General features: G+C 38.6%; 15 protein-coding genes. All 15 read left to right on the top strand.

Going from position 1 to position 13582, the window contains the following annotated elements:
* The first annotated feature begins 39 nt into the window (after nucleotides 1–39).
* The 15 genes from V471_RS09120 (at nucleotide 40) to V471_RS09050 (ending at nucleotide 13539) form a co-directional block, all read left to right on the top strand.
* The gene (locus V471_RS09120) at nucleotides 40–561 is read left to right on the top strand and encodes a Dps family protein (protein ID WP_004182731.1); all 522 of its coding nucleotides are present in this window, start codon (nucleotides 40–42) and stop codon (nucleotides 559–561) included.
* Between the two features lie 88 nt (nucleotides 562–649).
* Nucleotides 650–1102 carry a Fur family transcriptional regulator gene (locus V471_RS09115; RefSeq protein ID WP_084871419.1) on the top strand — a complete coding sequence of 151 codons (453 nt, stop codon included), beginning with the start codon at nucleotides 650–652 and terminating at the stop codon, nucleotides 1100–1102.
* Nucleotides 1103–1188: 86 nt separating this feature from the next.
* On the top strand, nucleotides 1189–1395 hold the full coding sequence (locus tag V471_RS09110) for a YqgQ family protein (RefSeq protein WP_004182729.1): 207 nt from the start codon (nucleotides 1189–1191) through the stop codon (nucleotides 1393–1395).
* Entirely contained in the window at nucleotides 1388–2356 is a 969-nt protein-coding gene (locus tag V471_RS09105) for an ROK family glucokinase (RefSeq protein ID WP_045768883.1), read from the top strand. Before V471_RS09110 ends, V471_RS09105 begins: the two co-directional genes overlap by 8 nt.
* A 144-nt stretch (nucleotides 2357–2500) precedes the next feature.
* Complete coding sequence (typA, locus tag V471_RS09100; RefSeq protein WP_002884130.1) at nucleotides 2501–4351, top strand: translational GTPase TypA; 1851 nt, start codon at nucleotides 2501–2503, stop codon at nucleotides 4349–4351.
* Nucleotides 4352–4370: 19 nt separating this feature from the next.
* Entirely contained in the window at nucleotides 4371–4640 is a 270-nt protein-coding gene (locus V471_RS09095; protein ID WP_049528741.1) for a DUF3165 family protein, read from the top strand.
* 127 nt (nucleotides 4641–4767) lie between these two features.
* On the top strand, nucleotides 4768–6120 hold the full coding sequence (gene murD / locus V471_RS09090) for a UDP-N-acetylmuramoyl-L-alanine--D-glutamate ligase (protein WP_013990789.1): 1353 nt from the start codon (nucleotides 4768–4770) through the stop codon (nucleotides 6118–6120).
* A 3-nt stretch (nucleotides 6121–6123) separates the two neighbouring features.
* Nucleotides 6124–7194, top strand: coding sequence for a UDP-N-acetylglucosamine--N-acetylmuramyl-(pentapeptide) pyrophosphoryl-undecaprenol N-acetylglucosamine transferase (locus V471_RS09085; protein WP_049528743.1), 1071 nt, complete (start codon nucleotides 6124–6126; stop codon nucleotides 7192–7194).
* A 9-nt stretch (nucleotides 7195–7203) separates the two neighbouring features.
* Nucleotides 7204–8346 (top strand): cell division protein FtsQ/DivIB, encoded by a 1143-nt coding sequence (locus tag V471_RS09080; RefSeq protein ID WP_013990787.1) that lies wholly within the window; start codon nucleotides 7204–7206, stop codon nucleotides 8344–8346.
* A gap of 126 nt (nucleotides 8347–8472) precedes the next feature.
* The gene (gene ftsA / locus V471_RS09075) at nucleotides 8473–9849 is read left to right on the top strand and encodes a cell division protein FtsA (protein WP_014633299.1); all 1377 of its coding nucleotides are present in this window, start codon (nucleotides 8473–8475) and stop codon (nucleotides 9847–9849) included.
* 28 nt (nucleotides 9850–9877) lie between these two features.
* Nucleotides 9878–11200 carry a cell division protein FtsZ gene (gene ftsZ, locus V471_RS09070; protein WP_014633298.1) on the top strand — a complete coding sequence of 441 codons (1323 nt, stop codon included), beginning with the start codon at nucleotides 9878–9880 and terminating at the stop codon, nucleotides 11198–11200.
* 2 nt (nucleotides 11201–11202) lie between these two features.
* Entirely contained in the window at nucleotides 11203–11886 is a 684-nt protein-coding gene (locus V471_RS09065) for a YggS family pyridoxal phosphate-dependent enzyme (RefSeq protein ID WP_004182721.1), read from the top strand.
* Nucleotides 11887–11890: 4 nt separating this feature from the next.
* The gene (locus tag V471_RS09060; RefSeq protein ID WP_004182720.1) at nucleotides 11891–12475 is read left to right on the top strand and encodes a cell division protein SepF; all 585 of its coding nucleotides are present in this window, start codon (nucleotides 11891–11893) and stop codon (nucleotides 12473–12475) included.
* A 3-nt stretch (nucleotides 12476–12478) separates the two neighbouring features.
* Complete coding sequence (locus V471_RS09055; RefSeq protein ID WP_004182719.1) at nucleotides 12479–12736, top strand: YggT family protein; 258 nt, start codon at nucleotides 12479–12481, stop codon at nucleotides 12734–12736.
* Entirely contained in the window at nucleotides 12736–13539 is an 804-nt protein-coding gene (locus tag V471_RS09050; protein ID WP_061652203.1) for a YlmH family RNA-binding protein, read from the top strand. The genes V471_RS09055 and V471_RS09050 overlap by 1 nt, the downstream gene beginning before the upstream one ends.
* The last annotated feature ends 43 nt before the right edge of the window (nucleotides 13540–13582 follow it).

Raw genomic sequence — 13582 nt, 5'->3', positions numbered from 1 at the left:
AAATATAAATAATAGTAATTCTAAATAAGGAGAATTAATATGGTATATTCAATTAAAGAAACAATCAATGAAACAGTTAACCAACAAGCTGAAACACCCTCAAATACAAAAACTAAAGCAGTTTTGAATCAAGCAGTTGCTGATTTGTCTGTAGCAGCTTCGATCGTTCACCAAGTTCATTGGTATATGCGTGGTCCTGGTTTCCTCTATCTTCATCCAAAAATGGATGAATTGATGGATAGTTTGAATGCTCATCTTGATGTTATTAGTGAGCGTTTGATTACTATTGGTGGGGAACCATACTCAACTTTGGTAGAATTTTCATCCAATTCAGGCTTGACTGAAACTACTGGTACATTTGATAAACCAATGTCTGATCAAATTCAATTATTGGTTGATACATACAAATATTTGTCAGTATTGTTCCAAGTTGGTTTGGATATCACAGATGAAGAAGGAGATGCTCCTTCAAATGATATCTTCACTGCAGCTAAATCTGAAATTGATAAGACAATCTGGATGTTGACTGCTGAGCTTGGACAAGCGCCAGGCTTGAGATAAGCATTTTTGAGTTAAGATGATTGTCAAGAGTTCCTCTAAAAGTGTATAATAGACGTAAAATACTTTTAGAAGAAGGGGGGGTGGCGATATGTCTGTACATCGACGTAGTCTAGGCGTTTATGAAGATGTCCTAAATCAGTTAAAAGCTAAAGGAATTCGGTTGACGGAATCTCGTAAAGCTGTTATTCGCTATTTGATGATGTCTGATCAACATCCTAGTGCAGATGTGATATATTATGACCTACTCCCTGACAATCCTGGGATGAGTTTAGCGACGGTCTATAACAACCTGAAGGTGTTGGTTGAAGAAGGGATTGTCTCTGAAATTAAGGTTAATAATGATAATACAACCTATTATGATTTTATGGGGCATGACCACTTAAACATTGTTTGTGAAAAATGTGGTCACATTACTGACTTAGACTTACCGATTCCGTCTTTCAAGGAAGAGGTAGAATCACAAACAGGATTTCGCATTACTCGTGAACAGATGATTTTACATGGGATTTGCCCGAATTTTCAAAAACCTGAGTCTAAATGACTCAGGTTTTTTTGAAGTATACAATAATCTGTAAAGGTTTTCAAAACTATCTTGTCATGGCAGAAGCTTTTTGCTAAAATATTGCTATGAAAACTTTATATGACGTTCAACAGTTGTTGAAACAGTTTGGCATAGTAGTTTACCTAGGGAAAAGGCTTTATGATATCGAAATGATGAAGATTGAGTTAGAAGCCCTCTACCAGAATGGTTTGGTGGATAAGGACAACTATCTTACTGCTGAAATGATTTTACGACGTGAACATCGCATTGAAATGGAGAAAGAAAATGAGTAAAAAACTCTTGGGAATTGACCTTGGTGGAACAACTGTTAAATTTGGTATTTTGACTTCAGAAGGTGAAGTGCAAGAAAAATGGGCGATTGAAACAAATACGCTTGAAAATGGTCGTCACATCGTCCCTAACATCGTGGAGTCTTTGAAACACCGTTTGGAAATGTACGGACTTACTGCAGAAGATTTCATTGGAATTGGTATGGGTTCTCCAGGAGCTGTTAATCGTGAAAATAAAACGGTCACTGGTGCTTTCAACTTGAACTGGGCAGAAACTCAAGAAGTTGGATCTGTCATCGAAAAAGAACTCGGTATTCCATTTGCAATTGATAATGATGCTAACGTTGCTGCCCTCGGTGAACGTTGGGTTGGTGCTGGTGCTAACAATCCTGATGTTGTCTTTGTGACATTAGGAACAGGAGTTGGTGGCGGCGTTATCGCTGATGGTAACTTGATCCATGGTGTTGGCGGTGCTGGTGGTGAAATTGGCCACATTATCGTTGAGGCTGAAACAGGATTTGAATGTACTTGCGGAAACAAAGGATGCTTGGAAACTGTAGCTTCTGCAACAGGTGTCGTACGTTTGGCACGTCATTTAGCAGAAGGATATGAAGGTGACTCTTCTATTAAAGCTGCTGTAGATAATGGTGAGCAAGTAACAAGTAAAGATATTTTCGTTGCCGCTGCCGAAGGCGACAAATTTGCTGATAGCATCGTTGACAAAGTCTCTGAATACCTCGGACTTGCAACAGCAAATATCTCAAATATTCTTAACCCAGATTCAGTTGTCATCGGTGGTGGTGTTTCAGCAGCTGGTGAATTCTTGCGTAGCCGTGTCGAAGGATACTTTACACGTTATGCATTCCCACAAGTTCGCCGTACAACAAAAGTGAAATTAGCAGAACTTGGAAATGATGCTGGTATCATCGGAGCTGCTAGTCTTGCACTTACAATTGATAACTAATGAATGACAGAAGGTGTGTCTGACCAATTATAGGTGGACAGCACCTTTTTCTTGTTGAAAAACGTTTACAATCAGCTGAGCTCTGCCATTTTGTTGAAAATGTGGTATACTTTAAAAGTTGAAATAAAAATTAAAGAGGAAAAAATGACTAAACTTAGAGAAGATATCCGTAACGTAGCCATCATTGCCCACGTTGACCACGGTAAAACAACACTTGTTGATGAATTGTTGAAACAATCACACACTCTTGACGAGCGTAAAGAGCTTGATGAGCGTGCAATGGACTCAAACGATCTTGAAAAAGAACGTGGAATTACCATCCTTGCCAAAAATACAGCCGTTGCTTATAATGGTACGCGTATCAACATCATGGATACACCAGGTCACGCGGACTTCGGTGGAGAAGTTGAACGTATCATGAAAATGGTTGATGGGGTTGTCCTTGTTGTCGATGCCTACGAAGGTACAATGCCTCAAACACGTTTTGTGTTGAAAAAAGCGCTTGAGCAAAACTTGACACCTATCGTTGTTGTTAACAAGATTGATAAACCATCAGCTCGTCCTGAAGAAGTTGTTGATGAAGTTCTTGAACTTTTCATCGAGCTTGGTGCCGATGATGATCAGTTGGAATTCCCAGTTGTGTATGCATCAGCGATTAACGGAACATCATCATTGTCAGATAACCCTGCTGATCAAGAGCACACTATGGCTCCAATCTTTGACACTATTATTGACCACATCCCAGCTCCTGTAGATAACTCAGATGAGCCTCTTCAATTCCAAGTGTCACTTCTTGACTACAATGATTTCGTTGGACGTATCGGTATCGGACGTATCTTCCGTGGAACTGTAAAAGTCGGTGACCAAGTTACCCTTTCAAAACTTGATGGAACAACAAAGAACTTCCGTGTTACTAAACTTTTCGGTTTCTTTGGTTTGGAACGTCGTGAAATTGAAGAAGCAAAAGCTGGTGATTTGATTGCCATCTCAGGTATGGAAGACATCTTCGTTGGTGAAACAATTACACCCACTGATGCTGTTGAACCATTGCCAGTTCTTCGTATTGACGAACCAACACTTCAAATGACTTTCTTGGCTAATAACTCACCATTTGCAGGTCGTGAAGGTAAACACGTGACATCACGTAAAGTTGAAGAGCGTCTCTTGGCAGAGTTGCAAACAGACGTATCTCTTCGTGTAGATCCAACTGACTCACCAGATAAATGGACAGTTTCAGGACGTGGGGAATTGCACTTGTCAATCCTTATCGAAACAATGCGTCGTGAAGGATACGAACTTCAAGTATCTCGTCCAGAAGTTATCATCAAAGAAATTGATGGCGTGAAATGTGAGCCATTTGAACGTGTTCAAATTGATACTCCAGAAGAGTACCAAGGTTCTATTATCCAAGCCCTTTCAGAACGTAAAGGTGATATGCTTGATATGCAAATGGTTGGTAACGGTCAGACACGTCTTATCTTCCTCGTACCAGCTCGTGGACTTATTGGATTCTCAACTGAATTCTTGTCTATGACACGTGGTTACGGTATCATGAACCATACTTTCGACCAATACTTGCCAGTTGTTGCTGGTGAAATTGGTGGACGTCACCGTGGTGCCCTCGTTTCTATCGATACTGGTAAAGCGACAACTTACTCAATCATGCGTATTGAAGAACGTGGTACAATCTTTGTTAACCCAGGTACTGAAGTTTATGAAGGTATGATTGTTGGTGAAAATGCTCGTGAAAATGACCTTGGTGTCAATATCACTACAGCAAAACAAATGACAAACGTGCGTTCAGCAACTAAGGACCAAACGGCTGTTATCAAGACTCCACGTATCTTGACTCTTGAAGAATCGCTTGAATTCTTGGATGATGATGAGTACATGGAAGTAACGCCTGAATCTATCCGCTTGCGTAAACAAATTTTGAATAAAGCAGAGCGTGATAAAGCCAATAAACGTAAGAAAAAAGCAGCAGAAGCTGAATAATATATAGAGAGGAGAAGAGATGTTTTATCTGATTGTTGCTATATTGATTGCATCATTCTATTTCTTTATTGCACCAAAGTCGGTAAAAAACACCATGAATCTTCTCTTTGTCATGGCTACTTTAGCATTGCTCCTACTTTTAGCATTGCTATCAATCATTAAATTCTTCAGTTTACCTGGTGAGTTCTTTGTTACGGTGGGAATGCTTGTATTGAGCTATTTCACCTTGAAAGATTTTTTCGCCATGTCAGAGCTTAATCATGAAAAAGCTGAACATGAAGATAAGTAAGTAGCATGAGATTAAAAGTCAATCGGATAGATTGGCTTTTTCTTTTGCCAAGAAGAGGTAACTCCTTGAAATAGCTTGGGATAAAGGGTAAAATGATTATGATACAATTTGAGAGAATGGACGAATTATGAAATCAGTAACACAATTTGAAAATAAAAAAGTTTTGGTCCTTGGTTTGGCTAAATCTGGTGAAGCAGCTGCCCGCCTATTGGCTAAGTTGGGTGCTATTGTCACAGTAAATGATGGGAAACCATTTGAGGAAAATCCATCAGCACAGGCGCTTCTTGAAGAAGGGATCAAGGTTGTCTGTGGCGGACATCCTCTTGAACTTTTGGATGAAAATTTTGAATTAATGGTGAAAAATCCTGGAATTCGTTATGACAATCCAATGGTAGCTCGTGCACTTGAAAAAGGCATTCCTGTTTGGACTGAAGTGGAATTGGCTTACCTAGTATCTGAAGCACCTATTATCGGTATTACAGGCTCAAATGGTAAGACAACAACGACAACTATGATTGCTGATGTCCTAAACCATGGTGGCAAATCGGGTGTCTTGTCTGGAAATATCGGTTTCCCTGCGTCAGAAGTTGCACAGTCAGTTACTGCTCAAGATATCTTAGTTATGGAATTGTCTTCTTTCCAATTGATGGGGATTGATAGCTTCCATCCACATATTGCTGTGATTACTAACTTGATGCCGACACATATTGACTATCATGGTAGTTTTGAAGAATATGTGGCTGCCAAATGGAATATTCAAAATCAGATGACTGCGGATGATTTTGTTGTTTTGAACTTCAATCAAGATTTGGCTAAGGAATTAGCTACACAAACTAAAGCACAAGTAGTACCATTCTCAACAGTGGAAAAAGTAGATGGTGCCTATCTTGAAAATGGTGGCCTCTACTTCAAAGGTGAATTGGTGATGCAAGCTGATGAGATTGGCGTTCCTGGTAGTCATAATGTTGAAAATGCCTTGGCAACTATAGCTGTAGCAAAATTGTCAGGTATTTCAAACCAAGCTATCAAGGAAACCCTCGCAAGCTTTGGTGGGGTTAAGCACCGTCTCCAATTCGTTGACACTATCAATGAAGTAAGATTCTACAATGACAGTAAGTCAACAAACATTTTAGCGACACAAAAAGCACTTTCTGGGTTTGATAATAGTAAAGTCATTTTGATTGCCGGTGGTTTGGACCGTGGTAATGAATTTGATGAACTCATTCCTGACATTACTGGTCTTAAGAAAATGGTGATTTTAGGGGAATCAGCTCCTCGTGTCAAACGTGCTGCTGATAAAGCGGGCGTGACTTATCTTGATGCCAAAGATGTGGCAGATGCGACACGTATTGCCTTTGATCAAGCCAGTGCAGGAGATGTTGTCTTGTTGAGTCCTGCAAACGCAAGCTGGGATATGTACAAGAATTTCGAAGTGCGTGGTGACGAATTTATTACAACTGTTGAGCAATTGAAGGGATAGTCTATGGCAAAAGCGAAAAAGATTGTTTTTACCGGTGGTGGAACCGTTGGACATGTGACTTTAAATCTTATCTTAATTCCAAAATTTCTCAAAGATGGATGGGAAGTGCACTATATCGGTGATAAGCACGGGATTGAACATGAGCAGATTGATAAATCTGGCTTAGATGTGACTTTCCATAGTATTGCTACAGGTAAACTACGTCGTTATTTTTCATGGCAAAATATGTTGGATGTCTTTAAAGTTGGTTGGGGGATTCTACAGTCTATTGCAATTGTTGCCAAGATTCGTCCCCAAGCACTCTTTTCAAAGGGTGGATTTGTCTCAGTGCCACCGGTAATTGCTTCTAAATTATTAGGGGTTCCTGTCTATGTGCATGAGTCTGACCTCTCTATGGGCTTGGCCAATAAAATTGCCTACAAATTTGCGACTACTATGTTTACGACTTTTGAACAATCAAAAGGATTGGCGAAGACAAAACATGTAGGTGCGATTACAAAGGTAGGAATGGCGACATCTAATCAGTCTGATGCCCTTGATAAGATTAAAGAACAGTTTGATGACAACTTAAAAACTGTCCTTTTTATTGGTGGATCAGCTGGTGCAAAGGTATTTAATGATTTTATTAGTAATACTCCACAACTGACGGAAAAATATAATGTCATTAATATTTCTGGGGACTCTTCATTGAATACCTTAGAACGTCATCTTTATAGAGTTGATTATGTGACAGATTTGTACCAACCTCTTATGGATACGGCAGATTTAGTTGTAACTCGTGGTGGCTCAAATACGATTTTCGAATTGTTGGCTATGAAAAAACTTCATTTAATTATTCCTTTAGGGAAAGAAGCTAGCCGAGGAGACCAACTTGAAAATGCTGCTTATTTTGAACGAAAAGGTTACGCACGTCAATTACAGGAAACAGAATTAAGTTGGGAAACCTTAAATCATGAGCTTGAACAACTTGTTGAACATGCAGAGACTTACAAAGAAGCTATGGCTAAATCTGAGGAAATCACTTCTCCTGATGATTTTTATAACCTATTAGTGACTAGTATTTCAAAAAAATAAAGGAATTTCATGGCAAAAAAGGATCAAGAATCACAAGAAAAACAAGTTCTCACAGAGTGGCAGAAGAGAAACCTCGAATTTTTGAGAAAAAAAGAAACCGAAGATTCTGAAGAATTTGCGAATGGAAAGGTCGTGCATTCAGAAGAAGCGACTTCAAATGAGAACCAGCCACCAGTGAAAAAGAAGGTTAGAAAGAAAAAAAAGACCAAAAGGAAGAAACGAAAAAAAGGGAACACGGCTAGTAATATTCCAATTGCACAACAAAATCTTGCAGGACTAGTTATTTTTATCGCTGCACTCCTAATCGTATTTTCACTTTTCTTTATTTCACCTTGGTCAAAACAAAAGGTTCTCACTGTATCAGGAACAAAAAATGCTTTACCAGAAGATGTGAAAGTTGCAAGTGGTATTCTTGATACAGACTATATCACTCATGTCTTTTTCAACCAAGGAAAGATTGCATCAACTGTTGAAAAAACCAATGTTTGGGTTAAAAAGGCTACAGTAACATATAGTTTTCCAAATCAATTTAATATTGCAGTAAAAGAATACCCAATCGTGGCTTATCGTCAAACTACAAATGGTTATGTTTCTATTCTTCAAAGTGGTAAGACAGGAGGAACAGTTTCAACTAGTAATCTACCTGATAAATTCATCACCTTAAAGATGGATGACGAGAAGAAAATTGAAGAGTTAGTAAAAGAATTAAATAAACTTGATACAAAAATCAAGAATAATATTCAAATTATTAATCTTACGCCTACTAAAGCAACTTCAGATTTACTAACGATTGAGCTGTATGATGGCAATTCCATTCGTGTTCCACTTTCTCAATTAACAGTTAAGCTTCCTTACTACGAGAAAATTAAGAGTCAACTTTCAGATGGAAGTATTGTAGATATGGAAGTTGGACTTTATACAACGACTCCTGAAGTTGAATCATCAAAAACTGATGGGGATAAAAAGAAAGATAAAGATAAGACTGATAAAAAAGAAGAAAATGCAACTTCTGAAGAAGGTCAAGATACTACAACATCAATGGAACAGCATTCTGAGGAAGAGTCTAATTCTGAAAATCCGGGTATTCAAGGACAAGAAAATCCAACTGTTGGTCAAGAAACAACTCATCGGACTTCCCCTGCTCAAGGCTAATATTGAATAATAAAAAACGTAAAATGCTGACATTTTACGTTTTTTTATGGTACAATAGTATCCGAATAATTCTGTTTTTATACAGTTTACAAAGATATTGAATGGAAAGATTGAGAGGTCGAGTGAATGGCTAGAGATGGCTTTTTTACAGGATTAGATATAGGAACTAGCTCGATTAAGGTTCTTGTTGCTGAGTTTATTGATGGATCAATGAATGTCATCGGAGTAAGTAATGTTAAGAGTTCTGGTGTGAAAGATGGCATCATTGTTGACATTGACGCTGCAGCGAAATCAATCAAAACAGCTATTGAACAAGCAGAAGAAAAAGCTGGGATTGTTATTGAGCAAGTGAACGTTGGGCTTCCAGCTAATCTTCTTCAAATTGAGCCTACACAAGGTATGATTCCTGTAACAAGTGAATCAAAAGAAATCAAAGATGAAGATGTTGAAAGTGTTGTTCGCTCAGCCTTGACAAAGAGCATTACACCTGAGCGTGAGGTTATCTCACTAGTTCCTGAAGAGTTTATTGTTGATGGCTTCCAAGGAATTCGTGATCCTCGTGGAATGATGGGGATTCGTCTTGAAATGAGAGGTCTCATTTACACAGGTCCAACAACGATTCTTCACAACCTTCGTAAGACAGTTGAACGTGCGGGTATTCAAGTAGAGAATATTATCATCTCTCCTCTTGCAATGACACGTGCTGTTCTAAATGAAGGTGAACGTGAGTTTGGTGCTACTGTTATTGATATGGGTGGCGGTCAAACAACTGTTGCAAGCATGCGTGCTCAAGAACTTCAATTTACCAATATTTATTCTGAAGGTGGCGAGTACATCACTAAGGATATTTCAAAAGTTTTGAAGACTTCAATGCAGATTGCTGAAGCACTTAAGTTCAATTTTGGTAATGCAGATATTGAAGAAGCAAGCGAAACAGAAACTGTCCAAGTAGAAGTTGTAGGTGAGAATTCACCAGTTGAGATTACAGAAAAATACCTTGCTGAGATTATCTCAGCTCGTGTGAAGCATATCCTTGATAGAGTTAAACAAGACTTGACTCGAGGACGTCTACTTGATTTGCCTGGTGGCATTGTCCTTGTAGGTGGAACAGCTATCATGCCAGGTGTGGTTGAAGTTGCTCAAGAAATTTTTGAGACAAATGTTAAACTTTACGTGCCAAATCAAGTTGGTATCCGTAATCCAATGTTTGCAAATGTGATTAGTCTTGTTGAGTATGTTGGTCTTCTTACAGAAGTTGATATCATCGCACAACAGGCTGTGTCTGGTGAAGAGTATCTTCGTCGTAAACCAATCGACAATGAGGCTCCTGCCTTGAGTTTTGATAGAACTCCTACTCCAGCACCTCGAGTGGCTCCTCAGCCAAATCCTGTTCCAGTTGAGAACACCATTGAGGTACCTCTGCCAGTTGAAGAAGAAAATCATGAACAAAAACAAAAACTTGGTGATCGTGTTCGTGGTATTTTCGGCAGTATGTTTGATTAATTGAATCTAGTAAAAGCGAGGAAATAAAATGAGTTTTTCATTTGATAGCGCATCAGTTCAAGGTGCGGTAATTAAAGTTATCGGTGTCGGTGGAGGTGGCGGAAACGCCATCAACCGAATGATTGAAGAAGGTCTTGCTGGTGTTGAATTTATTGCAGCTAATACTGATATTCAAGCACTCAGCTCTTCTAAAGCAGAAACAGTAATCCAATTGGGTCCTAAATTGACTCGTGGCCTTGGTGCCGGAGGTCAACCTGAAGTTGGTCGTAAGGCAGCTGAAGAAAGTGAAGAAACACTTACAGAAGCACTTACAGGAGCTGATATGGTCTTTATCACTGCTGGTATGGGTGGTGGCTCTGGTACAGGGGCAGCACCAGTTATTGCACGTATTGCGAAAAGCTTGGGTGCATTGACAGTTGCAGTTGTGACACGTCCATTTGGCTTCGAAGGTAACAAACGTGGTGCCTTCGCTGTTGAAGGTATTCAAGAGCTGCGTGAGCAAGTTGATACCCTACTTATTATCTCAAACAATAACCTTCTTGAAATTGTTGATAAGAAAACACCACTTCTTGAAGCTCTTAGTGAAGCAGATAATGTTCTTCGTCAAGGGGTCCAAGGTATTACAGACCTTATCACTAACCCAGGTTTGATCAACCTTGACTTTGCCGATGTGAAAACTGTTATGGCAAATAAAGGTAATGCACTTATGGGTATTGGTATTGGTTCAGGTGAAGAACGTATTGTTGAAGCTGCACGCAAAGCAATCTATTCACCACTTCTTGAAACTACTATTGATGGTGCAGAAGATGTCATCGTTAACGTAACTGGTGGTCTTGATATGACCCTTACAGAAGCAGAAGAAGCATCTGAAATTGTTGGTCAAGCAGCTGGTAACGGTGTTAACATTTGGCTTGGTACATCTATCGATGATACATTGAAAGATGAAATCCGTGTAACTGTTGTTGCAACTGGAGTTCGCCAAGATCGTGCTGAAAAAGTATCTGGTATGAAAGCTCAGCCACGTAAAGTGACTACAGCTCCTTCACACCCCTCAGCTCCTACTCAGCAAGTTGCTCAAGGAGAGCAACGTCCAGTTTCTCAACCTTCATTTGAACGTCAACCAAATTTTGACTATAATGAAACACCTTCAATGCCACAACCAGGAGTTCGTCCTGCAGCAGCAACTCCTCAACAAGAGCAGTCAGCTTTTGGTAATTGGGATTTGAGACGTGATAATATTTCTCGTCCTGAAACTGGTCAACTAGATAGTCAATTGACTATGTCTACATTCTCAAGTGATGTTGAAGATGATGATGAATTGGAGACACCACCATTCTTTAAAAATCGTTAATAATGACTATAGAAGAGAATAAAAATAATGTTTATCAGGCGGTAAAAAAAGCTTGTGAAAAGGCTAATCGCTCTAGCGATGAAGTCAATATTATTGCCGTAACCAAATATGTTTCAAGTGATGTCGCTGAAGAATTGGTTAAAACGGGAATCAAGCACATTGCTGAAAATCGCGTTGATAAATTCTTAGATAAGTATCAAGCTTTAAAAAATTATGATTTGACTTGGCACCTCATTGGTACCCTGCAACGTCGTAAAGTAAAGGATGTTATTAATTTAGTTGATTATTTTCATGCTTTGGATTCTGTTAAATTGGCAGAGGAAATTCAAAAGCGTGCCGACCACACCATTAATTGCTTCCTACAAGTAAACGTTTCAGGTGAAGAGTCAAAACATGGTTTTTCTCCAGAAGAACTTGATACTGTTCTAAAACAAATTGAAAATCTTGATAAGATTTGTATAGTTGGACTCATGACTATGGCTCCAATTGATGCAGATGCTCAAGAACTTGATAAGATTTTTGCTGAGACAAATGAACTTAGAAAATCAATTCAAGAGAAAAAACTAAAGAATGTTCCTTGTGATCAGTTAAGCATGGGGATGAGTCGAGACTATGACATGGCTATTCAAAATGGATCAACCTTTGTCAGAATAGGCAGTGCATTCTTTAAAGAGAACGGAGAATAACCTTATGGCATTAAAAGACGCAATTGATAAAATTGTTTCATATTTTGATACCGACGAAGTAACAGATTATGAAGATGCTGCTAAAGAAGAGGCTAAAGAACGTCCAGTAAAAGCACAGAAACCTGTGCAGACACCACCTCCTCGTCAGCAACGTCAACCTGAGCGTTATCAGGCTACAGTCCCTCCTCGTCGCCAACATGTTCATTCAGACTTACAGGAAACTCAAGTCCTTCGTAGTTTACCTCTGAGTCGTTCACAAGCAAATCAGGGACCACAACAAATGAATACAACTAAAGCAACAATTGCAATTAAATATCCTAAAAAGTATGAAGATGCTCAGGAAATTGTAGAACTATTGATTGAAAACGAATGTGTTTTAATCGATTTTCAATATATGTTGGAAGCGCAAGCTCGTCGTTGTCTTGATTTTATTGATGGTGCTAGCAAGGTGCTTACAGGCAACTTGCAAAAAGTTGGTTCTTCAATGTATTTGCTTACGCCAATTAATGTCGTTGTTGACATCGAAGAGATTGGGTTGGCGCATGGCAACCAAGAAGCTAATTTTGACTTCGACATGAAGAGACGTTAAGCAATGTCTGTATTACTTTATGTTATTTGGGCACGTGTTGTTAACGTGATAGAGATTCTTCTTGTAGTCTATGCGTTCTTATCATGGTTCCCAGGGGCCTATGATACTAGCCTTGGAAGAATCATTAGACAAATTGTTCAACCGATTCTCGCACCATTTCGTCGCCTGAATTTAGCTTTTGCTGGTATTGATTTTTCAATATTGGTAATTGTACTTCTACTAAACTTTTCACTTAGAATTCTTAGATTTATTCTACTCTGATGTCAGATATTAAAAATATTGAACAGCATTACTCGTTAGATGAACGTCCTTTTCTAGAGAAGGTTAGGGGATTTTGTCAATTAGTTGATGATAGGTACAGTCCTTACTTAACTGATTTCTTGAATCCTCGTGAAATTCAGATTGTTGAAGAGTTAGCTCATTACTACAATTTAAAATTTTTTGTGAGTTCTACTCTTGAATCTGAAGAGTATGGAAGAGTCATTCTTGCTCCCGAATATTACGAGCTTGATGACGATGACTTTGAAATTAAACGACTAGAAATCTCTTATGCGAGACAGTTCAATAAATTGACACACCCAAAAGTTTTGGGAGCACTGATTAATCAACTTGGTCTTGACCGTCAAGTATTTGGAGATATTATTCTTGATGAAGAAGGACGTGTTCAATTTTCCATTGCTTCTCATTTAGCAAGTTATGCGATAATGACTATTACTAAGATTGGTAATGTTTCGGTTACTCTAAAAGAAGTAAGCAAAGACGATTGGATTTCAAATCAAGAAAACTATTCACAATTTTTTGTTTTACTTTCCAGTATGCGTCTTGATAATGTGTTGGCGACGGTATTAAACCTATCCCGTTCTAACGCCTTAAAACTTATTGCTTCTGGAAAAGTTAAATTAAATTATAGACAAATTGAGAAGGCTAATCAGACGGTTATGATTGGTGATATGATTTCGGTTAGAGGTTATGGTCGATTTCGACTAGCTCAACAAGACGGATTTTCAAAGTCCAGGAAAGCTAAAATCGTTATTGAAAGTCTGTTAAGACGGAGAAAAAAGTAGTTATTTAATTTAAACCATCAGATATGGTAATGAAAAATAAAGG

Origin of the sequence: Streptococcus salivarius, from assembly GCF_002094975.1 — a bacterium.
GTDB lineage: Bacteria > Bacillota > Bacilli > Lactobacillales > Streptococcaceae > Streptococcus > Streptococcus salivarius_D.
Note: the sequence above shows the minus strand (reverse complement) of the source record. Positions and strands in the feature narration are given on the sequence as shown.